This window comes from Deltaproteobacteria bacterium (genome assembly GCA_016235345.1).
Taxonomy (GTDB): Bacteria; Desulfobacterota; Desulfobacteria; order Desulfobacterales; family Desulfatibacillaceae; genus JACRLG01.
In genome coordinates this window covers 35,330-56,940 of sequence record JACRLG010000020.1, presented here as the reverse complement: position 1 = coordinate 56,940, position 21,611 = coordinate 35,330, and the positions used below count along the sequence as shown (strand labels likewise).

The 21,611-nt window shown below is 58.9% G+C and carries 16 protein-coding genes; 6 read left to right on the top strand and 10 right to left on the bottom strand.

All coding sequences use genetic code 11. The features are described from left to right. Window position 1: 1 nt before the first annotated feature. From HZB23_09770 to HZB23_09730, 9 genes are all read right to left on the bottom strand, one after another. Complete coding sequence (locus tag HZB23_09770; protein MBI5844942.1) at window positions 2-1,819, bottom strand: tetratricopeptide repeat protein; 1,818 nt, start codon at window positions 1,817-1,819, stop codon at window positions 2-4. 53 nt (window positions 1,820-1,872) lie between these two features. Beyond that, the gene (locus HZB23_09765; protein ID MBI5844941.1) at window positions 1,873-2,952 is read right to left on the bottom strand and encodes an FAD-binding protein; all 1,080 of its coding nucleotides are present in this window, start codon (window positions 2,950-2,952) and stop codon (window positions 1,873-1,875) included. Next, complete coding sequence (locus HZB23_09760; protein MBI5844940.1) at window positions 2,949-4,211, bottom strand: hypothetical protein; 1,263 nt, start codon at window positions 4,209-4,211, stop codon at window positions 2,949-2,951. Before HZB23_09760 ends, HZB23_09765 begins: the two co-directional genes overlap by 4 nt. Before the next feature lie 2 nt (window positions 4,212-4,213). Continuing rightward, a complete protein-coding gene (locus tag HZB23_09755) occupies window positions 4,214-4,495 on the bottom strand; it encodes a hypothetical protein (GenBank protein MBI5844939.1) in 282 nt (93 codons plus the stop codon). Then, a complete protein-coding gene (locus tag HZB23_09750; protein MBI5844938.1) occupies window positions 4,489-5,565 on the bottom strand; it encodes a hypothetical protein in 1,077 nt (358 codons plus the stop codon). Before HZB23_09750 ends, HZB23_09755 begins: the two co-directional genes overlap by 7 nt. Next, entirely contained in the window at window positions 5,562-6,587 is a 1,026-nt protein-coding gene (locus HZB23_09745; GenBank protein MBI5844937.1) for an MBL fold metallo-hydrolase, read from the bottom strand. The genes HZB23_09750 and HZB23_09745 overlap by 4 nt, the downstream gene beginning before the upstream one ends. Beyond that, window positions 6,584-7,411, bottom strand: a complete 828-nt coding sequence (locus HZB23_09740) for an SDR family oxidoreductase (GenBank protein ID MBI5844936.1) — start codon at window positions 7,409-7,411, stop codon at window positions 6,584-6,586. Before HZB23_09740 ends, HZB23_09745 begins: the two co-directional genes overlap by 4 nt. A gap of 247 nt (window positions 7,412-7,658) precedes the next feature. Next, window positions 7,659-9,548 (bottom strand): SUMF1/EgtB/PvdO family nonheme iron enzyme, encoded by a 1,890-nt coding sequence (locus HZB23_09735; protein MBI5844935.1) that lies wholly within the window; start codon window positions 9,546-9,548, stop codon window positions 7,659-7,661. A 76-nt stretch (window positions 9,549-9,624) separates the two neighbouring features. Continuing rightward, entirely contained in the window at window positions 9,625-11,943 is a 2,319-nt protein-coding gene (locus HZB23_09730) for a caspase family protein (protein MBI5844934.1), read from the bottom strand. 526 nt (window positions 11,944-12,469) lie between these two features. Here HZB23_09730 and dctP (HZB23_09725) point away from each other — a divergent pair. The 3 genes from dctP (HZB23_09725) to dctP (HZB23_09715) all read left to right on the top strand — a co-directional run bounded on the left by dctP (HZB23_09725) (window position 12,470) and on the right by dctP (HZB23_09715) (window position 16,467). Continuing rightward, window positions 12,470-13,909, top strand: coding sequence for a TRAP transporter substrate-binding protein DctP (gene dctP, locus HZB23_09725; protein ID MBI5844933.1), 1,440 nt, complete (start codon window positions 12,470-12,472; stop codon window positions 13,907-13,909). Window positions 13,910-13,993: 84 nt separating this feature from the next. Then, window positions 13,994-14,674 (top strand): class I SAM-dependent methyltransferase, encoded by a 681-nt coding sequence (locus HZB23_09720; GenBank protein MBI5844932.1) that lies wholly within the window; start codon window positions 13,994-13,996, stop codon window positions 14,672-14,674. A gap of 374 nt (window positions 14,675-15,048) precedes the next feature. Further along, window positions 15,049-16,467, top strand: a complete 1,419-nt coding sequence (dctP, locus tag HZB23_09715) for a TRAP transporter substrate-binding protein DctP (protein ID MBI5844931.1) — start codon at window positions 15,049-15,051, stop codon at window positions 16,465-16,467. Window positions 16,468-16,554: 87 nt separating this feature from the next. Here dctP (HZB23_09715) and clpB read toward each other — a convergent pair whose 3' ends face one another. Then, entirely contained in the window at window positions 16,555-19,149 is a 2,595-nt protein-coding gene (clpB, locus tag HZB23_09710) for an ATP-dependent chaperone ClpB (protein MBI5844930.1), read from the bottom strand. 176 nt (window positions 19,150-19,325) lie between these two features. On the opposite strand from clpB, the gene HZB23_09705 reads away from it, so the two are divergent. The 3 genes from HZB23_09705 to ccsB are packed head-to-tail and all read left to right on the top strand — an operon-like array spanning window position 19,326 to window position 21,607. Next, on the top strand, window positions 19,326-20,084 hold the full coding sequence (locus HZB23_09705) for an MBL fold metallo-hydrolase (protein MBI5844929.1): 759 nt from the start codon (window positions 19,326-19,328) through the stop codon (window positions 20,082-20,084). A gap of 11 nt (window positions 20,085-20,095) precedes the next feature. Beyond that, window positions 20,096-20,779 (top strand): bifunctional precorrin-2 dehydrogenase/sirohydrochlorin ferrochelatase, encoded by a 684-nt coding sequence (locus tag HZB23_09700; GenBank protein ID MBI5844928.1) that lies wholly within the window; start codon window positions 20,096-20,098, stop codon window positions 20,777-20,779. Between the two features lie 9 nt (window positions 20,780-20,788). Then, window positions 20,789-21,607 (top strand): c-type cytochrome biogenesis protein CcsB, encoded by an 819-nt coding sequence (gene ccsB / locus HZB23_09695; GenBank protein ID MBI5844927.1) that lies wholly within the window; start codon window positions 20,789-20,791, stop codon window positions 21,605-21,607. Window positions 21,608-21,611 lie beyond the last annotated feature (4 nt).

The window sequence follows — 21,611 nt, the reverse complement described above, 5'->3', positions numbered from 1 at the left end:
CTCATTTTCCGGCCTTGCCTTCCAGCATGGCGTTTAGCTGATCCAGGCCGGTTTTGGCGTCACGGCTTTCGGGGTTGAGGTAAAGCGCCTCCTTAAACGCCTCCCGCGCTTCATTGAGAAGACCTGCGTGAAAAAGGGATATTCCGAAATTGAGATGCGTCGCGCCGTCGTTCGGGTTCAGCCTTACGGCCTTGCTGAAATATCGTAAGGCGGCCTCGTGGAGTCCCTTCATGGCAAGGGCCACTGCGTATTCCCTGTTCGCCGTAGCGGAATCGGGGTCGGCGGCCACTGCCTGCCGGAAATACCCGAAAGCTTTTTCCGCTTGGCCCGTTCCGTAGTAAAAGAGCCCTATATTGACGTAGATATCGGCATTTTTCGGGTGTTCGCGCAGGGCCTTGCCGTATTCCTTCATGGCCTCGTCGGGCCGGTTCAGCCCCAAAAGGGCCCTTGCCCTGTTCATCCGGGTTTCGGCCAGTCCGGGCCTTATGGCCTCCACCCTGTTGAACTCCGAAATCGCCTTTTCATACATTTTCCGGGCCAGCAGATGGGAGCCCAGATTCAGATGCACGGCCCAGTTGCCCGTGGTTGCGGAGAGTGTGTGCCGGTAGATGGTTTCGCTGTCCTTCCAGTAGGTCACCTGCCTTGATGACGAAACCGCCAGGACCGCCGAGGCCAGAATGCACGCAGATATCAGCGCCAGCCGGGCCAAAGGGCGCGAAGAAAGATCGAATGCCAGAAACACCATCATGACAACAAGGCCGATGCACGGTACGTAGGAATACCGGTCCGCGACGCTGTGGGGTCCTATCACCGCAAGGCCGATCACCGGAACCAGCGTTCCCAGGTACCAGAACCAGCCGACCGCCAGAAAGGGGCGTTTTTTTACGAAGAACAGGGCAAGCGTGGAAAGGCCTAGGAGCAGGGCAAGGGCTGTGCCCGCCCCGGCCAGTCCGGGATTTTCGGGGTAGGGGTACAGAATTCCCAGGCCCGTCGGCCACAGGCTCTTTTCGATGTAGAACGCGTAGGCCAGAAGCACGTTCTTGATGCGGACGCCAAGGGAAATGGAGTGAAGGGAGGTGAGCCCGCCTTCACTGGACTGTGTGGCGAAGGCTGCGATTCCCACAATTGCGGCAAGTGCGAAAAGGGGCAGCTTTTCCCGCACAAGGCGAAGAAAGGACGAAAAATCGGGCATTCTTTGAAGGGGCCAGTAATCGAGAAGAAGAAGGACAAAGGGCAGGGTGACCATCATGGGCTTTGACGCGAGGCCCAGCAGGAAACACACGATCACGGCGAGGTAGGGCCTGATTCCGGGCTTTCTGGCGTAAGCTGCGTAGGCCAGCATGGTGAGCATCCAGAAAAACGTCATTAAAACGTCCTTGCGTTCGGTCACCCACGCCACGGACTCCACCCGAAGGGGATGAAGGGCGAAAAGGGCGGCCACCACAAGGGACGGCCAGAAATTCTTCGTGAGCGCGAGAAGGGCCAGAAACAGAAGCACCGCGTTGGCCGCGTGCAAAAGCGCGTTAAAAAGGTGCGCGCCTCCGGGTGAAAGGCCATGAACGTCGGCATCGGCCATGAAGCTAAGCCACACCATTGGGGACCAGTAGTTGGAAAGCTTAGTGGCCGGGCCGAAGGCCCAGACGATGTTTCTTGCCGTGAGGCCTTCCCGAATTGGCTGGTACGAGGCCACGTAAAGCGGGTCATCGTAGCTTATGAAGGAATGCCCAGCAACCGGGGCGTAAACCGCCATCACCGCGATGAAAAGCAGTATGCCCGCAACTGAGCAGGCGGCAAGGTTACGGCTTATCGGTTGAGTCATGGTTTGAGTCGCCTGTTCCGAAGGGGGGGGACAATCTTCGCTTTACCAGCCTGTTACATCAAACCCCGGCGCATAGCACTTCGTCCCGGCGGCTCCATGACGAATTTCATGAGATATGGGAAAAGCTTCGGGTGGTAGGCGGCCACGACCCCCCTTATCATGGGCGAAAGCACCCGGTGGGGGAAGGTTTCGCGCATTTTCCTGAACAAAAACTGGGGGTAGTAATAATGCCAGGGCATGAAGGACGAAAAGGCGTCCAGGGCGGCTTTTTTGTCGGTTACAGCAAGGGCCGCGATTTTTCCCGAAACAAGCGCCCCGTGAACCCCGAAAACCAGGACCGGGCTTACGGCTCCAGCCAGGGTCCCGGCCAGGATTTTGTCGCCGTGAAAAAGCCTCCGGTTGTCCCAGGCCCCAAGAGGCCAGGCCGCGTAATCGCCTAAGCGGTCGTGCCAGTTGTCGAAAACTATGCCGTCCTGCCGTTCAAGTTTTTCTTTGAACACGGCCTTCTGCCGTTCGGAAAGAGGCGTGTTCACGTTGAAGACAAGGGCCCCGGCGGCGCTTCTGGCCTGGAAATAATATCCGAACTCACGGCAGAAATCATCGAAATAGACTATCACGCCGGGCCTCTGTGGCGCTCCCTTGCCGGTGGCCATGTGGCCCAGAAAGGGCTTGTGGGGGATTTCAAGCTCCCTGAAGGCTTCGATGTCAAGGCCGGTGGCGATTATGGAGCCTGGGGGAAGGCCGCGCAGAGCCTTTCCCGAAAGGCGTTCGCCGAGGTTTACCTTGACGCCTTCCTTCACCGCCTGCCGGTACATTACGTTTTCCAGGGAGCTTTGCCCGCCGCCGCGCTCTATGGTGAAGGCCGAAACCCCCCTGGGATGCGGAATTTCGCGCTTCATGCCGTAGGCCCATATGCGGGTGAAGGGCCAGGGCTCCAGGGCTTCGGAAATGTCGATTCCAAGTCGGCGCTTTATGTCGGAAGGATCGATGTAGGAGGAATCCGCGTAGGCATGCTCGCCGCCGATTTTTTTCTTCGCCTCGATAACCGTGACGTCAAGGCCCTGCCGTTTAAGCGTTATGGCGGCGGTGAGCCCCGCCAGCCCGGCGCCTGCGATAATCACCTCTTTTGTCATTTGCCGCCCCCCTGCAAAGTGACCATGTAAAGATGCCTTCCGATGACCGCGTTCAGAAGAAGGCTTTTTCCGCCTTCGGTAAAGGCCGGGTTTTCCAGGCTATCGCAGTCGACCGGGCCGTGTTCGACGCCGTCCAGGACCACGAACCATTTTCCGCCCCTCTTTGCGATGACGGCAAGATGATCTCCGTCGGCGCTGAAGACCGGGTGGGCCATGAAATCGAAAAGCCCGCTTTCAGCCTTTTCCCCGCGCAAAAGCTGAAATTTTCCGTTTAGCGAAACAACGCAGGCTCCTTCGGCGTTTTTCGGCGAAAACACGGGGTGGGCAATGCCCTCAAAACCCGGCCCGATTCCGAAGGAAGGCTTTTTTAGGTCAGCCACCACAAGGCGGGCCTTACCCTCTTTTTCCGCAACAAAGGCCGCGCGCGAGGCGTCGGCGGAAATGACCGGTGGGCCCGTCATGCGGTCAAAACCGGGAAAGGGCGAAAAACCGGCCTGGTTTTCCTGGTCCTCGCGCACCGTTATGACAAAGGCGTTTACCGCACCCGGAAGCGCCGACGAGGAACCCAGGGCCACAGCGAAGATTCCGTCTCCGCTTGCAGCCGCGATCAGGTCGGGAACGCCTATGGAAAGCCCCAGGTTTTCCTGCATCACAGAAAGCGGAAAGGGAATGCTGAACGTGGGGCCTTCCAACCTGACCACCGGCCCAGGCTCCACCGTGACGAAGAAGCCCTCGTCGGCGGCAAACACGGGCTTTCCTGCAAAGGGGCCCAGGGCTTCCTCAAAAAGTCGGCCCTCGCCCGGAATGGCCTGGACCAAAAACCAGCCCTCCCTGTTCCGGGCCGCGTAGGCAGCGCCCGAAGCAGTGTGGCGGATGGAGGAAATCTCGTCAAAGGGAGCGCCTGAAAGCCCGCGATGAAAGAGCCTGTAGCCGTCGGCGTTCTTGATGACGAAGGAAACCCCGCCTGCCTTAAAGAAGGGGTCGGAATCGCCGTCAGGGCTTTCCGAGGAATAACCCGCCCAGTCGAACCTGCCCGAAGCCTCGCCCGCCATTTCGAAGCGCCCGTCCATATTTTGCATGAAAACAAGAAAGCGCCTGTGATCCGGCGCGAAGCGGACCTCTTTTACCTGGCTTTCCACCGGAGCGGAAAACAGGGCTGTCACCTGGAATTCGGACGGAAAGGACCGGGCCTGCCGGAAACCGGCGCAGCCGGAAAAAAGAAGAAGCCACGCTCCCACCAGGGCCAGGAACCTTTTCACGCTCAATCCTCCACCACGCCCCATTTCAGGGCCACCCACCAGGTGAAGCCGAAAAGCAGAGTCTTCACCACCGTGCGCCCGAAGCCAAGGCCGTGGGCCTTGCCGATGGGCAAAGAAAACTTGAGTTCCAGAGGGTGCGCTATGCCCCAGATCAGGAACAGGATGACCCAGGCGTTTTTAAGGGCCGGGGCGGAAAAAGGAAAGACAAGGCCGAAAATTATGAAGGCCCATACCACAAGGGAGCCCGCCATCAGGCCCTGCCACACGGTTTTGTTTTTCAGCATGATGCGTCCCTTTCCCTTTTTTCAAGAAAACCCTTGCGGATCAGAAGGTCGTACCAGGCCCGCCCACGAGCCTTTCCGTCGAAAACCAGCCAGTGGCCGCCGGGCAAAAATCGATGCGGCGGGTTTCCCCATTTTTCGCACAGGTCCTTCACCGCCTCGAACGGGCACAGCCGGTCGCCCTGGGACGCCACTATGAGGATGCCGTCTCTCGGCACAAGCGGCAAAAGCCTTGCAGGGGAATGAAAGGTGAAGACCTCGTGGACCTTTTTCCGAAGCGCCCGGTCAACGGGAAAGGACATGGGAAAGGAATCCGGCCCAAGGGGTTTCAGAAAATTGATTCCGGGAACCATGAGGGCCACGAACTTGGGCTTGTCGGAAAGGCAGGCCAAAAGCCCTCCAAGGTAGCCCCCAAGGCTTGCGCCTATGACGCCGATTTCCGAGGCTCCAAGGCTTTCAAGAAGAAGCAGGCAGGACTGCACGTCCCTCATGGCCTGGCCTATGAACTCGCAGGTGAGGGCGGGGTGCTGGGGCCGGATGGGCGGCTGCCTGCCTTCGGGCTTTTTGGAGGCCCGAAGCCAGTGAAAGGGCGCCACGCAGAGGGCCACGTCCAGGCCCGCGTCGAAAAGGGCCTTCACCTTGAACATGTTCTCGGCCCGCTGAGGCTCGGCCATCATGAGCCCGTGAAGGCAGAGCACTGTTTTGCGCGGCCTGTCGCCGTGGGTCCAGTGAACGAGGTAGGCGGTGCGGTTGCGCATGTAATTGGCGTAGCGCTCCCCCACCAGCGGGTTTTTCGTCTTGTAGCCGGAAGGAAAGCCCAAAATTCTGCGAAAGCCGGTGGAATAGGGGATTTCCTCCACCAGGGCCGTTTCGGGGGCGTTTTCGGGCCTGTCGAAAAAGGACTCAGGGTCCTTGGTGAAGCCCTTTGAAATGTAAAAATCGAGCTCCGCCTCGTAATCGGCGCGGGAGACTTTTCTTTTCAAAACAAAGCGCCCGGATATCCAGGGAGGCAGGAGAAAAACGGAATCCGCCGCTCCGCCCGCGAGGTTCATTCCCATCTCTATGAGTTTCATGGTTCCTTCCGAACGAGAATACGGTTTCCGGCCCGCACCAGGGCCGTTTTCTCCAGGGCTTCAAGTTCCTGGGCGTGGGTGAAGACCTCGGACACAGCAAGGTAGGCCTCAAGGGCGTACCTGTAACTGAACTGGCGTATGTCTGGAAATAGCTTCCGGGCCACGTCCCACACGGTTTGGCCGCCGTTATTCAAAAGGTCCAGAATCTTTTCCTGGCGCTCTGAAAAAAGAGTGCGGTACATGGAGGCGATTTCGGGAAGGTCGTCCATGGCCCTTCCATGGCCGGGGTGCACCACCCTGGGGCAAACTTCCTCGATAAGGGCGAGGCTCCTGTAAAACTCGTCCTGGGCCCTCCGGCGGGGGATGTCGCAGCCGTCCTCCACCATTGCCAGGGCGTTGGGGGTTATGTGGGCAAGGACGGTGTCTCCCGCGAACAGGAGGCCGTCCTGTTCCAGGAAGAGGCAGACAGACCCGCGAGTGTGGCCGGGGGTGGCCATAACGCTGGCCTTGTGGTTTCCGAGATAGATCATGTCGCCGTCGTCAAGAAAGCGGTCGACCTTCACGGTTTCCGCCATCTTGAGAAAAACCAGGAAAACCGAGATGAGGGAAAGCCGCAACGGGAGCGGTACGCCCATGAGGGACAGGAACCGTTCGGTGGTGCGCTTTTTGGCCTCCTGGCCGGTCTGGATGCTGTCAGTGTCCTCGCGGTGGGCGAAAACCTGGGCCTTGCCGCCCGTGGCCCTCACGATTTTCGCCGCACTTCCGTAATGGTCTATGTGGCCGTGGGTGAGAACGACGCGGTCGATGTCCGAAAACGAGAGGCCAAGCTCGGAAAGGGCGCGGGAAAGCCTGCCTGCGGCCTGGGCCGTGCCGGTGTCCAGGAGGGTTACGTTGTCGCCCAGGAAAAGATAAACATTTGACGGCCCCGGCCTCGGCCCCGGAAGGGGCAGGGTGATCCTGTGGATATCCCTGCCCACAACCGTACTGAATCGGCGGAGGTTCTTCGATGGTTGCGGCGTCACATCCCCATCGCCTTTTTTATGGACTTTTTGCTGTAGCCCTTGCGGATAACGTTGTAATAGGTTTCGGGAAAGAGGCGCTTCATGAGCCACACGAACTTGCCGTCCATCTGATAAATGGAGTAGAGCCTGTCCTTCATCATGGTCTTCACCGCGTGATGAGCCACCTGCTCGGCGGTCGCCTTGCTCCGCTCGAAGAACTTATTGGCCATCTTCCTCTGGCGCTCGTCGGTGGAGCGGAAGCTGTCCATGAGGTTGGAGGCGAAAAAGGTGGGGGCCACCACGGTGACGCCGATGTTCTTGGGCCCAAGCTCCGTGCGAAGGGTCTCGGAAAGGCTTATGACAGCCGCCTTGGTGACGTTGTAGCAGCTCATTTCGGGCAGGCAGGCGATGCCTGCGGAGGATGCCATGTTGATGAAGTGGCCGCCTCCCTGCTTTTCCATTATGGGGGTGAAAATCTTGCAGCCGTAGATGACGCTCTTTAAATTCAAGGCGATGATCCAGTCCCACTGGTCTTCGGGTATGCACTCTATGCGGCCTGCGCCTGCGACTCCCGCGTTGTTCACCACCACGTCGACCCCGCCCCAGCTTGCAAGCAGAAGGTCCGCCGCCTTTTGGAGATTTTCCGCCTTCGTGACGTCGCAGTTGATCACAAGGCCGGTTCCGCCCGCCGCGTCCACCAGTTGCCTGGTTTCCTCGGCCCGGTCCATGGCGATGTCGCCGATTCCCACCTTCCAGCCCATGCGGGCGAACTCCAGGCCGATGGCCCGACCGAAGCCGCTTCCTGCGCCGGTCACGAAAACGCGCTTTCCGTCAAACTTTTTCATGAGTCATTTCCTTAAGACTTTTAGGGGTGTTTGCGTCGGCGAAGGAACATGCCGACAGGGACAGGCTTTGATTCAACCCCATAGCAGACGGGAAAAAAAAGAGCAAGCGTTCGTTAAAAAATTTTCGATTTTACTATTACTAGTTTATGTGGCCGCAATTACTTATTTTCTCAACAATTTCCGTAGCAGATGCGCACTTGAAGAAAAGCTCCTCCCCCTGTTTCAAAAGCGTTCGGCTATTTCTGTTTTACTGGCCCAGCTTCTCGCAGGCGCAGCGGAACCCGATGAGATTTGATGCGAAATTCGGGGCGTAATGGTCCCGGCTGGAGGAGCGCAGGCTGTCCGGGCCTTCCACGAAGGCTCCGCCCTTCACCACCCGCTCGGTTCCCGATGCCGGGCCCCTGGGATCGCGGTATTCGCGCACTGCGGGGGCGTACCAGTCGGAGCACCACTGGGAGACGTTTCCGGCCATGTCCGAGACCCCGTAGGGGCTGTGGGACTTCTGGCCGAACTTTCCCACCGCGACCGGCTGGCCCTTGGGATCGTCGAAATGGGCGAAGCTGTTTTCGGGAACCTGGTCGCCCCAGGGGTAAACTCCGCCGTCGATTCCCCTGGCGGCCTTCTCCCATCGGGCCTCGGTGGGAAGCTCTTTTCCGGCCCAGGCACAGTAGGCGGCGGCGTCGTTATGGGAAACCTGGGTTACCGGCAGGTTGTCGCCGTCACCGCCGGGATCGGTTTTGCCGTCGGGCATTTTCCATGATGCGCCGGGCGTCTTCTCCCACTTCCGGTTCATCCTCACAAAGGCAGCCCCGTCCTTTTCGGCGTCCGTAACGTAATTGGTTTCCGATACGAACCGCGCGAACTCCTTGCGGGTCACGGGCGTCCTGTCGATGTAAAAAGCGGAGAGATTGACCCTCTGAACGGGTTTTTCATCGTCGTATCGATCAGAGCCCATGGTGAATTCGGAGCCCGGAATGAGCACCATGATCTTTTTGTCCAAAGGATGCCTTGCCTCCTGGTGCCCGCTGGAATTGGTCCTGTGGCCGGAGATGGCAGCAACATCGGCCTGGCCGCCCGCGTCCCGCTTGAACACCAGGAAATTTTTCTCCACGGCGAGCCCCACGGCAAGAACCACGAGAAGGATCGAAAGCCCCACAAGGTAGCGGTAATTCTTTGAAAGCCCGGCCTTGACCCGGCTGGTCCAGGATTGGGACCCGTCCCTCGAAGCCGCAAGGGCCGCCGCAAGCTCGTCTCCCACGATGAGGGTTGCGTCCTCGTGGTTGGCTCTTTTGGGCAGGGGGTCCGGAACATCGCCGGGGTCCTTGCCCTCCATGGCCAGAAGGAACTGGCGGCAGCTTGTGAATCGCTTTTCGGGGTCCTTTTCCAGGGCCTTGAATATGGCATTGGATACGTGTTCGGGAAGGCCCTGGATGTAGTTGTCGAAAGGCTTGGGCAGCTCGTTAATGTGGCAGTAGATGACCCTTATGGTGTCGGACGACTCGAAGGGCTTGTGGCCGGTGAATATCTCGTAGAACACCACTCCAAGGGAGTAGATGTCCGAGCGCATGTCGATGGCGCCGTCCTGGTGGAAGCGCTCAGGGGCCATGTAATGGGGCGCTCCCCATCTCCAGGTGGTCTTGGTTTCGGAAGACGCCACCGAAGAGTACTTGGCGATCCCGAAATCCATGATCTTGACCTGCCCCTTGGGGTTGATCATTATGTTTCCGGGCTTGATGTCCCGGTGGATGATTCCGTTTTCGTGGGCGTACTGGAAGGCTGCGAGAATCTGGCGGCAGATGTCCATGGCCCGGTCAAAGGGCAGAACCCCGCGCTGGCTCGAAAGAAGCTCCCGGAGCGATACCCCTTCCACGTACTCCATGACTATGGCGTAGGCTTCGCGGTCGGGGAAGAACTCGAAAAGGCGGGTTATGTTGGGGTGGTCCAGGCGGGCCAGGATCATGGCCTCGTGAAAGAACTTCTTCACCACCTTTTCATTGCCCAAAGCTTCGCGGTTCAAGACCTTTATGGCCACGAGCGGGCTTTTGGGGGCCGAGGACCGGGCCTGGTAAACGATACCGAACCCGCCTTCCCCCAAAGGCTTGATGACCTTGTATTCTCCTATGGTCTTGTCGCTCATGACTTTGTCGCTCGTAAAGTTGTAACGTTATCAAAAGGCTGACACTTGCGCCGGAAGCCGAAAAACCGAAGGGCCGTCACTCGTTCAAGGTCCATGTAAGGGCCTTGCCAACCTTGCCTTCCTCGTTCCTGGCCTTCAGCACTATCTTGTAACCCTTTTCGATGGGGTCCGGGGCGGTGGTGGAGTAACGCCACTTTTTTCTGGAGCTGTCCATGGCGTCCATTGTCTGGGCCACGCCGCCAAGGGTTATTTCCACGCTGGCCGCCTCGCGGTCGGTGGTGGCGATGACGGTGAGTTCCCCGCCGGGCCTTATGGAGTTGGGCTGCAAAAAGGAATGCACCACCCTCACCAGTGGGGCCTGGACCATGATGGAACCGGCCACCTCGTTGGTGGCGTGGCCATCCTTGCCGATGGCCTTTACGGTGTAGTTTTTCGGGCCAAAGGCCTGGAAGGTCTTGTTCAAGGTCCACAGGGAGGAGCTTTCCGCCCTCATGACGTGGTCCACGCCTTCGATGGACACCACAACCCTGCTGACCGCGCCGCTAACCCTGGCGGTGAAGAGGACAGGCTGATCCACTCCCACGGTTTCGGGTCTGGCCGACGCCTTTTCAAGGGAGGCCGGGCGGTCCGAGAGGTCTGGCGTATAGGATGGCCGGGACGGGGCAGTGACGGGAGCCGAAGGGGCGGCCCTGGCAACCGTCAGTGAGTCGTTCCGCGCAGCGCCCCTGACCCCGGATTGGTTTTCGGCCACAGCCGACACGGCGAGGCTTCCCGGTTCGGGCCAGCTTGACCGGGTCTTCCAGCTTACGGGCCCGCCTTCCATGGAAAGGGCTTTGTCGCCAAGCCTTAATGTGACCCTTGCGGCGGGCTCGGAGGTGCGGACCTCCACGGTGAAGGCCTCGCCCGGAGCCACGGACCTTGGCTTGAGCGAGAGGGAGGCCACGTCCGGGACGCCCGGAGGCTTGATGAACATGATCTTGCCCGAAAGAGGCGGGCACTCGGCCCCGTAACGGTCGAGCGCGGTTATCCTGTATGATTTGAAACTCACGCCCGAAACCGCCCGCGACACCCGCCACGAGGAGCCGGAGCCGGTCATTGGGACCTTTTCGCCGTCGAGCCACAGGAAGGCGGCGGAGGCGGGGCTGTCGGTCTGAGCGGAAATGGTGAACTCGCTTCCCGAATAGCCTATTCCGGGCGACGCCGCCGTGCGCGTAACCTTCACAAGGCATGCGCCCACGGTGACGTAGCCGTCCCTTGGCGGGCCGAAGGCTCCCGACTTGTCCGCCGCCGTCACGGAATAATTCAGGGTTCCCGCCCTTGAAAGGCGCTTTTCCAGGGTCCATCTGAGGCCGGAGCCCCTGAAGGGGGCCTTTTCCGAGCCTATGTGCAAAACGACCCTGGAGGCTGGCTGGGCGGTCTGGACCGTGAAGGTGTAGAGCCCGTCCTTGGGCCCCTTGGTCGGGCTTACACTGGCGGAAACGATCTTCACACCTTTGGGGGCGGCCTCAACCTCCGGAATCCGCACGGCCTCCGGCGCTTGCGCACGGGCAATTCCCGGCGCGGCCTTTCCGGAACGGATCATGACGAAGAGCCCTCCGTCATCGGCCGATGACGCTATCCTGCCTCTCAGAAGCGGCGGCCCGGCGATGCCCGAAGCCGGAAGATGCGGGGAAAAAAGCAGGGTTTCCATGTCAGCCGTTGACATGTCGTTTTCCGTAAGGGCGCGGATGAGGCGGAAGGCCAAAAGGCCCATGCCGTCGGTGGATTCGTCGCCGGGGCGGTAGGGCGCGCCCGAATGGATTATCTGGCAGCCCTTTCTGCGGCCCAGCTCCAGGGCCTTTTCGGGGTATCTCAGGTCCTCGGATGAAAGAGGGTTGGGCTTCTGAACGGTCAGGGAGGATTTAACCGGGGTGTCGCAGACGACCATTACGCTTTTCGCGGTTGTCGAGGCTTTGTTGATGTATTTTTTCACGAGGTCGGAAAAGCCCAGCCAGCCGACTCGTGACTCGCTCCTTCCGTCCTTGGGAATCCAGTAGGTTTCTCCCGTGTTGTCGGTGGCGCTCCGGCCCGAATAGAAGACAAGGAGGCTGTCCTCCGGGCCCAATGATTTGGAATAATCATCCAGGCGGCCCGTTATGGCCTCCCCGGTGGGAGGCGTTCCAGATGAGTCGGTAAGTATGACGACCTTGTCGGGGTCATATCCGTATGAGTCGATCAAAAGGCCGCCCAGGGTTTCGGCCTCCCTGGCCGGGCCCGGAAGGGCGGGCCAGAAATCGTGGGAACTCACCCCGATTACAAGGGCGTGCCGGGCTCCTGCCGAATATCCTGCGGCAGACAGGAGGGGAAGAAGGAGGATGGCGATCAGGATCGCTCGAATGGTTTGCCTTGGGCGCATTAAGAATATCCGGGTAAGTTCTGGCAATGAAATATTAAGCGGAGCATGGTTCTTTTCCGTTTTTAAGGGAATCTGGCCGAGGGGAGAAATACTGCAAGTCAACTCCCCCGACGCTTTTGGGAGTTTGAAAATAGAATTAAACCCTGCTCCCCGTAATAGTATCGATAATCATGCAAATGTATAAGGATAAGCGGCCAGTGTCAAGCAGAGAGCGTGGATGCGTGACGCTTTTAGGCGCTTCATGGGGGCGCATATGAAAATATTTCCGAAATCAGGGAAGAATGCACTGTCTCCGAAAGTTACAGCCTTTTTTTTGGGGAAGGATATGTGCAAAAATGCAGGCGAGTGAGATTTTTCACAATATTTAGTTGTATTGAAATTAACGGCTGTGAGAAAATGATTTAAAAAGTGGAAGCCGCTTTCGTGGCTCTTGCCCGATGCGCGGCGTCCGTAATGATCGGCGGAAATTGCGGGTATGGGCGGTTTTTTTCCGTCGAGCTTACCTAACACTCAGGAGGGCCAAATTATGTTGGCATCGAAAAAGGCCGGGATCTGCATGGTCATAATATTTGCGGTCGCTTTGGGCCTCGGTCTTTCGGGCCAGGCCCTGGCGGCGGAAAAAGTAACGGTATGGAAAACCGCCACCCTGGCTCCCAAGGGGCTCGGCTGGGCCCAGCAATGGGAGAACCTCGTGTCGCCCTGGGTGAAGGAGTCCACCGACGACACCGTGCGGTTCAAGATTTTCTGGGGCGGCGTAATGGGCAACGACCACGAATATATACAGAAAATGAAGATCGGCCAGTTGCAGGGAGCCGGGCTCACCGGCCACGGGGCCAACCTGGCCTGCCCGGAATTCGCCGTTCTGGGACTTCCCTTCCTTTTCAACAATTTTGCCGAGGTGGACTACATCCGGCAGGTCATGTTCAATTCCTTCCAGTATTATTTCGAGCAGAACGGATTCCGCCTTCTTTTGTGGATAGACGCCGACTTTGACCAGATTTATTCCTCCAAGTGGAAGTTCGACCGGCTGGACGATTTCAAGAAGAGCAAGTTCCAGACTTGGTACGGCCCTCTTGAAAGCAATATGCTGAAAGCTCTTGGCGCGAACCCCGTGGCCATTCAGCCAACCGAGGCCAACAGCGCGTATCGCTCCGGCATCATAGACGCCAACATAGGACCTGCCATCTACCAGGTCGGAAGCCAGATGTACACCTCATGCAAGTACATCAACCCGCTCAAAACCCGCTACGCCCCGGCGATCATTGCGGTCAAACTGAACGCCTGGCAGGCCCTTTCCGACGAATACCAGGACAGGCTCGAAGATGACCGGGAAGACGTCACCGAGCGTTTTTGCATAGGGGTGCGCAAGGACAATGAAAAATCCATCGAAGGCATGTTGAAATACGGCCTGGAGATGGTCACCGTTTCGGCTGAAAACAAGGCGGCCATACAGAAGGCCGCCTCGCGGATTTACAAGGACATGTCCGGCAAGCTCTATCCGCCCGACCTTCTTGAAGAAGTCCAGCGCTACCTTGCCTCCTACCGCTCCGGCAAGCCCATCAAGCCTTCCATGGTAAGGGCTCCCAGGAAAAAGGCCGTGACCGCACAGGCCAAGCCCGCCGCGCCGGTGGTGGCCGCAGCCAGCGCGGAGGAAATCGAGAAGGCGTACAAGGAGCAGCAGGAAAACCTGCGCCGTCAGGCGGAGGAGAAGAAGAAGGCTCCTGTCGTGGCGGACGAGGAGGACAAGGACGCGGGGAAGAAGCGCGAATCCGCGTGGGAGGAGCGCCGCCGCAGGATTCGTGAGGTCCAGACCAAACTCAAGGCCCTGGGCTTTTACAACAGCAAGGTTGATGGAATTTTCGGCCCCCTTACCATGAAGGGCATAAACGAATACCAGAAGTCCAAGGGTCTTCGCCAGACCGGGACCGTTGATCCGCCCCTGCTGAAATCCATGGGCGTCAAATAGGCTTCCATGTCAACCGCCCCGGAGAACCGGTCCGGGGCGGTTGACATTATGGATCGAAACTGCCGAATGGCGGAGGCGCGTAACTTGAGCTATCTTCCGTTTTCCAGAAGGCTCCTGAAAAAAGTCCATCCGGAAGGCATCCCGCTCATCGGAACGGTCCTTTACAACCGCCTGAGCAAAACCGGCCTTTTTACCGAGCATTACAAAAAGCTCGCCCATGATATAATCACGCAGGTTCCGACCGGCAGGCTCCTTGACGTGGGAACCGGGCCGGGTTTCCTGTTGGAGCAGATCCGCCTTCTGTCCCCGGCCCTGAGCCTAACCGGGCTGGACATCTCACCGGCAATGGTCGAAAGGGCCGCGAAAAACCTGGCCCATCTTTTTCCGCCGCCTGAAATCGTACTGGGTGATGCTTCCGGGCTGCCCTTTCCCGACAATTCCTTCGACGCCGTGGTCAGCACCGGCTCCTTCCATCACTGGAAGGCCCCGGTTGAAGGGCTCAATGAAATTCACAGGGTTCTGAAACCCGGCGGCAGGGCACTCATCTACGACCTTGTGAGCGACACACCAAAAGACGTGATCCGAAAAATGGCCGCCGAATTCGGAAGGCTTCGGGTTTTTCTCTTCTGGCTTCACGCCTTCGAGGAGCCCTTTTACGCTCACCGGGCCTTTCTGGACGTGGCGCACGACACCCTGTTTCGGGATGGCGAAATCCGTTGGGTGGGAGCTCTCTGTTGTCTTTCCCTTAAAAAATCCGCCATGTGAGCTTCCGGCCCATTTCGCATTATCGGGCCAAGCCGCATGGCTTGCCTGTCCAATTCAAAAACGCTTCCTTTCCTGCCGATTGTCTATCTGGTTGCTTCGCTCGCTGTTTTTGCAGCAAGCCTTGGTGAATCGTGTTTTTATAAAGCGAAGCATGGTTCTTTTCCGTGTTAAGGGAATCTGGCAGTGGGGGAGAAATACTATAAGCCTGCACCTCCATTGTTATTGGCAGTTCAATAGAAGGAATCAAACCCTGCTCCCCATAATAGACGGATGCTCCCGGCCTGTTCGCCGGGGCATCAGGATCATTTTGCTGTGGCTGATTCAACCCAAACATAAGTGAGGGCCTGATCATGTCGTCATCGAAGAAATTTTGGATGGTTGCCGTAATCGTCTGCTCGCTCGGTCTTGGCGTCTGCACGGCGGGGGACGCCCTGGCCGCGAATCCCCAAATCACGACATGGAAAGCGGCGACGCTTGCCCCCAAAGGCATAGGCTGGTCGGCCATGTGGGATTCGATCCTGGCCCCCTGGGTAAAGGAATCAACGGAAGACACCGTGCGCTTCAAAATTTATTGGGGCGGCGTCATGGGAAACGACCAGGAATACCTCGCCAAGATGCGTATCGGCCAGCTTCAGGGAGCCGGTCTCACCGGCCACGGGGCCAACCAGGCCTGCCCGGAAATGTCGGTTCTGGGCCTGCCCTTTCTTTTCAACAACTGGGCCGAGGTGGACTACATCCGCGAGGTCATGTACCCCACTTTCGCCTATTACTTTGCAAAAAACGGCTTCCATCTCCTCATGTGGAGCGACGCCGATATGGAGCACATTTACTCCTCGAAATGGAAGTTCGACAGGATAGACGACTTCAAGAAGTCCAAATTTCAATCCTGGTACGGCCCCCTGGAAGTGGGCTTCTTAAAGTCCCTGGGAGCGAATCCGCTTGTCATCCAGCCCACCGAGGCCAACAGTTCATACCGTTCAGGCATCATCGACGCCAACATCGGCCCGGCCATCTTTCAGGTAGCGAGCCAGATGTACACAAGCTGCAAATACATCAATGCCTTGAAGGTCAGGTACGCGCCTGCCATTGTGGTTATCAAGGAATCCTCCTACCAGGCCCTTACGGATGAATACAAGGAGAACCTGGCCGAAGACCGCGCCGAGGTTACCCGGCAATTTTGCCAAGGGGTCCGCAAGGATAATGAAAAGAGCATTGAAGGAATGATGAAGTACGGGCTTGAAATGGTGCAGGTCTCGGCGGAAAACAGGGCCGCCATAGTAAAGGCCGCCTCGCGGGTTTACAAGGACCTTTCTGGCAAGCTCTATCCTCCCGATCTTCTGGAAGAGGTCCAGCGCTACCTTGCCGCCTACCGCGCAGGCAAGCCCGTCAAGCCGTCCATGGTGAAGGCGCCCCGCAAGAAGGCGCCGACAGCCCAGGCAAAGCCCGCAGAGCCGGTGGTGGCGGCGGCCACACCGGCGGAGCTTGAGAAGGCATACAAGGAGCAGCAGGAAAATCTGCGCCGCTACGAGGCTGAAAGAAAAGCCGCCCCGGCGGTTGAGGCGGATGACGACAAGGAGATGAAAAAGAAGCGGGAATCAGCCTGGGAGGAGCGCCGCCGCTGGGTCCGCGAGGTCCAGACCAAGTTGAAGGCGATGGGCCTCTACAGCAGCAAGGTGGATGGCATTTTCGGCCCGATAACCATGAAGGGCATAACCGAATACCAGAAATCGAAGGGGCTCTCCCAGACAGGCGCGGTCGATCCGGCGCTTTTGAAATCCATGGGCATCAAGTAAAGTTCAAAAGGCCCGCGCCCCGAAATTTCAAGCTGGGCGCGGGCCTTTCATCTGACTATCATCAAGTGGCGCCGTGTTGTTTCAGATTCAGTTGGCCGCAACGCTGAACACGATGCCCCCGTCTTTTTCATCCGCAGTAACCGTGGAATGGGGCGGCGCGTTTCCTTCCAGTATGGATACCGCAAGCGGGTTTTCCAGGCGTTTCTGGATCACCCGTTTCAGGGGGCGCGCCCCGTACTGGGGGTCGAAGCCTTCCCTGCCCAGAAGCTCCTTTGCGGCGTCCGTCAGCTTTAGTTCTATCTGCCGATCCGCGAGCCTTGCCACGAGCCTCCGGGTCTGAATTTCCACTATCCTGGAAAGCTCGGCCCCGGTAAGGCTCTGGAAGATGACGGTCTCGTCCACGCGGTTTAAAAACTCCGGCCTGAATGTGGCCCGCAGGGCCTCCATCACCCGCTTTTCCATCTCCGCCCGGTCGCTCTGGCCCAGGTCGGTGATGTAGCGGCTTCCCACGTTACTGGTCATGATGATTATGCTGTTGGTGAAATCCACCGTGCGTCCGTGGCCGTCGGTTAAGCGTCCGTCGTCCAGCACCTGGAGCATCACGTTAAACACGTCCGGGTGGGCCTTTTCGATCTCGTCGAAGAGGATCACGGCGTAGGGCCTTCTGCGCACGGCCTCGGTGAGCTGCCCGCCCTCGTCGTAGCCCACGTAGCCGGGGGGCGCGCCGATCAGGCGGCTTACGGTGTGCTTTTCCATGTATTCGCTCATGTCTATGCGCACAATGGCCTGCTCGTCGTCGAAGATGAACTCCGCCAGGGCTTTCGCCAGCTCGGTTTTTCCAACGCCCGTGGGGCCCATGAAGATGAAGCTGCCTATGGGCCGGTTTTCGTCCTGGAGCCCGCTTCGGGCGCGGCGCACGGCGTCCGACACCGCCTCTATGGCCTCGGCCTGGCCAACCACCCGAAGGCCCAGGCGCTCCTCCATTTTAAGGAGCTTCTCCTTCTCGCTTTCCAGCATCCGTGAAACCGGGATGCCGGTCCAGCGGGAGACAACCTCGGCCACGTCCTCGTCGTCCACCTCTTCCTTCAGCATCTTGGTGTCCTTCTGGATGGACGCCAGGCGTTCGTTGGCCTCCACCAGGGCGCGAGACAACTCAAGGGACTTGCCGTAGCGCAGTTCCGCCACCTTGTTGTAGTCGCCCCGGCGCTCGGCCTGCTCCTCGGCTTGGCCAAGTTGCTCCTGCTCCTCCTTGATCTTCCTTATCTGGGCGATGACGTCCTTTTCGGTCTGCCAGTGGGCCTTCATGGCGTCCATCTTCTCACGAAGCTCGGCCATTTCCGCCACCAGCTTCTCCATGCGGTCGAGGCTTAACTGGTCCTTCTCCTTCTTGAGTGCCTGGCGCTCTATCTCAAGCTGGGTCAACTGGCGCTGGACCTGATCGATCTCCGTGGGCATGGAGTCGATTTCGATACGGAGTTTCGACGCGCACTCGTCGATGAGATCAATGGCCTTGTCGGGCAGAAAACGGTCGGTGATGTAGCGGTTGGAAAGGGTGGCCGCCGCCACTATGGCCCCGTCGGTGATGCGAACGCCGTGGTGGACCTCGTATTTTTCCTTCAAGCCCCTCAGGATGGAAATGGTGTCCGGCACCGTGGGCTCAACCACCATAACGGGCTGAAACCGGCGCTCAAGGGCCGCGTCCTTTTCGATGTACTTGCGGTACTCGTTGAGGGTGGTCGCGCCCACGCAGCGGAGGGTGCCCCGGGCGAGGGCGGGTTTCAGCATGTTTCCCGCGTCCATGGCCCCCTCGGCGGCTCCCGCGCCCACAAGGGTGTGAAGCTCGTCGATGAAAAGGATGATCTCGCCTTCTGCGGCCTCGACTTCCTTAAGCACCGCCTTCAGCCGGTCCTCGAATTCGCCCCGGAACTTGGCTCCAGCGATCATGGCCCCCATGTCAAGGCTGACAAGCCGCCGGTTCTTGAGGGTTTCCGGCACGTCGCCGCGGGCTATGCGCTGGGCCAGGCCCTCCACTATGGCGGTTTTGCCAACACCGGGCTCGCCGATGAGAACCGGGTTGTTCTTGGTTCGGCGGGAGAGCACCTGCACCACGCGCCTTATTTCCTCATCACGGCCTATCACCGGGTCGAGCTTTCCCTGGCGCGCAAGCTGGGTGAGGTCGCGGGAGAATTTTTCAAGGGCCTGGTATTTTTCCTCGGGATTCTGGTCGGTTATGCGCTGGGTTCCCCGAATGTCCAGAAGGACCTTCAAGATACTTTCACGGTTGATTCCGTTGGCGGCGAGAATCCGGGACGCCTCTCCGCCCTTTTCCTCGGCGATGGCCACGAGAACGTGCTCGATGGAGACGTACTCGTCCTTCATCTTGGCCGCCTCGGCGCTGGCCGCTTCCAGCACGTTTCCGGTCCTTCGGGATAGCCTCGACCCGTCGAAGCCCGCGCCTGAGACCTTCACAAGCCGGGCCAGGGCGCGTTCCACCTCGTTGGCCACGCCGTTTGGCGAAACGCCCAACTTGCGGAACATGGACCGGGCCACGCTCTCGCCCTCGGCCAGCATGGCGGAAAGTATGTGTTCGGGTTCGATTTCCTGGTGACCCCGGCCCTGGGCCAGGGACACCGCCGCCTGGATGAGTTCCTGGCTCTTTATGGTGAACTTGTCGAAGCGCACGGCTCGTTTCCTTCCCCGCTTTCGCGGAAGTATTCAAATTGTTTTTAAAGGGTTATCATACGTGCACCAAAGGTAATCACTTGCCTTTTCTTGTCAATTGGGGATATGTGAAAGAAAGCTCTTTTCCGGACGGATTGGCAGGTAACCGGGAAATTTTTGGAAATGGGGTGTAACCCGTGAAAATCACCATCCTTGGCTCCGGCACATGCGTGCCGCGCCTTGAAAGATCGGCCTCGTCCGTCCTGGTGAGGGCAGGGGAGGAAACCCTTGTTTTCGACACCGGGCCCGGAACCATAAGGCGGCTTCTGGAGGCCGGAACCGAGCCGGGGCGCGTTTCGGCCTATTTTTACACGCATCTTCACCCGGACCACTCGGCGGATTTCGTCCCCATGATATTTTCCGCCAAGTACGGGCGGGAAATCCGAAGGCCCTTCAGCGTCGCCGCAGGCCAGGGCTTTTCCGGGTTTTACGAGGCCCTCAAAATCGCCTACGGACACTGGATAGAGCTTGAGCCCGGCGTCCTGGCCGTAAGGGAGCTTTCAGTGGACGGGCCGGACTCCCTCGATTTTTCCGGCGTCACCGTGAAATCCCTGCCGGTCCTCCACACGCCCGCAAGCCTCGCTTACCGCGTGGAGGAGGCGGGCGGCAAAAGCCTTGTGATTTCCGGCGATACGGACTATTGCGAAAACCTGGTCGAACTGACCAGGGGATGCGACATGTTCATCTGCGAGGCGGCGCTTCCCGATGAGTTGAAGGTTGAGGGGCATTTAACGCCGTCTTTGACCGGTCGCATCGCTTCGGAAGCGGGCGTGGGACATCTTGTTCTCACCCACATCTACCCGGAATGCGACGCCGTGGATATTATCGCCCAGTGCCGCAGGACCTGGGCCGGGCCGCTGACGGTGGCGACTGATCTTATGGAACTTTCCCTGTAACCGGAACCACCATGCGCTATTACCCGGTAAATCTGGATGTTTTTGGCCGCAAGTGCCTCGTGGTTGGGGCCGGGGCGGTGGCTTCGCGCAAAATCGCCACCCTCCTGGAATGCGGGGCGAAGGTCACCGTGGTGAGCCTTGGCTCGTGTCCGGCGGTTGACGAAATGGCGGGGAAGAGCGAGATAGTTCTTTTTCGCAGGGCCTACGAACATGATGACCTTTCGGGGGCCTTCCTGGTGGTCTGCGCAACCGACAACGAGGACACCAACAGGCGGGTTGCCGCCGATGCGGAGGAAGCGGGCGTCCTCCACAACATCGCCGACAGGCCGGAGCTGTGCTCCTTCGTGCTTCCGGCCCTGGTGAGGCGCAAGGACCTCGTCATCGCAGTTTCAACCGCCGGAAAAAGCCCGGCCTTCGCCAAACGCATGAGAAAAGAGCTGGAGGAGAAGTTCGGAGCGGAATACGGGGATTTTCTCGATCTCATGGGCGCGGTCCGCAAGGTTCTTCTTGCCGAGGCCCACGCGCCTGAGGAGCACAAGGGGCTTTTCGAGAGGCTGATCGACGAAAACCTCATGGACGCAGTGCGCCGGAAGGACCGGGAATGCGCGAACGCGGTTCTCGAAAAGGTGCTTGGGCCGGGGTTTGACTCGTGTTCCCTCTGCCCCGAAATCTTTATCAAACAAGATGATGTGTGAGACCGGCTTATGGACTTTTACATCATAATAGCCCTTGCGGCTTACGTGACCGGAGCCTTTGGCTACATCGGCTTTCTGGTTAAAAACGACGCCTTTTTCAGGCGCATGGGCTCGACGTTTTTCACTGCGGGCCTTATCATTCAGACCCTTGTGGTGCTGTCCGTTCTTGCCGGATCGGGCGCGCTGCCCGTGGCCAATCTTCGGCAGAGCCTGGGTTTTTCGGCCTGGGCTTTAGCCCTTGTTTTCGTCTTTTTCGAGTGGCGGTATAAGCTCGCGGTGCTTGGGGCCGCCGCCGCGCCCATAACGGCGTTAACCTTGCTGGTTTCGCTCTTTCTGCCGGACACCGCAGCCGCCAGCCCAAGGCTTTTGAAAAGCGCCTGGACCATGCTCCACGTTTTCCCCGTTTTTCTGGGCAACGCCTCCTTTGTGCTGGCGGCTCTTGTGGGAGGGGCCTACATTCTCACCGAGCGGGCCATCAAGAACAAGAAACGGGGATTTTTTTTCCGCAGAATGCCGCCCCTGGACACCCTGGACCGCATGGGTTACGCCTGCGTGGCCGTGGGCTTCATTTTGCTTACCACCGGGCTCGCCGCCGGTTTCGTTTACGCAAAAAGCGTGTGGGGCAGGTGGTGGAGCGCCGACCCCAAGGAGGTGTGGAGCCTGGTCACATGGTTTCTCTACGCAGCCCTCATTCACGAGCGCCTTGCCGTGGGCTGGCGGGGAAGGCGGGCCGCCTGGATGGCCATTTTCGGGGTCGCGGTGATGCTGTTCACCTTCTTCGGCGTCAATCTGCTTCTGTCCGGGCATCACCGGCAGTTTTTCGGGTAGCGGC

Excerpts from the sequence above, each read along its gene's own strand:
- HZB23_09770 (MBI5844942.1), bottom strand. The coding sequence starts at position 1,819 with ATGACTCAACCGATAAGCCGTAACCTTGCCGCCTGCTCAGTTGCGGGC.
- HZB23_09765 (MBI5844941.1), bottom strand. The coding sequence starts at position 2,952 with ATGACAAAAGAGGTGATTATCGCAGGCGCCGGGCTGGCGGGGCTCACC.
- HZB23_09755 (MBI5844939.1), bottom strand. The coding sequence starts at position 4,495 with ATGCTGAAAAACAAAACCGTGTGGCAGGGCCTGATGGCGGGCTCCCTT.
- HZB23_09750 (MBI5844938.1), bottom strand. The coding sequence starts at position 5,565 with ATGAAACTCATAGAGATGGGAATGAACCTCGCGGGCGGAGCGGCGGAT.
- HZB23_09740 (MBI5844936.1), bottom strand. The coding sequence starts at position 7,411 with ATGAAAAAGTTTGACGGAAAGCGCGTTTTCGTGACCGGCGCAGGAAGC.
- HZB23_09735 (MBI5844935.1), bottom strand. The coding sequence starts at position 9,548 with ATGAGCGACAAGACCATAGGAGAATACAAGGTCATCAAGCCTTTGGGG.
- HZB23_09730 (MBI5844934.1), bottom strand. The coding sequence starts at position 11,943 with ATGCGCCCAAGGCAAACCATTCGAGCGATCCTGATCGCCATCCTCCTT.
- dctP (MBI5844933.1), top strand. The coding sequence starts at position 12,470 with ATGTTGGCATCGAAAAAGGCCGGGATCTGCATGGTCATAATATTTGCG.
- dctP (MBI5844931.1), top strand. The coding sequence starts at position 15,049 with ATGGTTGCCGTAATCGTCTGCTCGCTCGGTCTTGGCGTCTGCACGGCG.
- HZB23_09700 (MBI5844928.1), top strand. The coding sequence starts at position 20,096 with ATGCGCTATTACCCGGTAAATCTGGATGTTTTTGGCCGCAAGTGCCTC.
- ccsB (MBI5844927.1), top strand. The coding sequence starts at position 20,789 with ATGGACTTTTACATCATAATAGCCCTTGCGGCTTACGTGACCGGAGCC.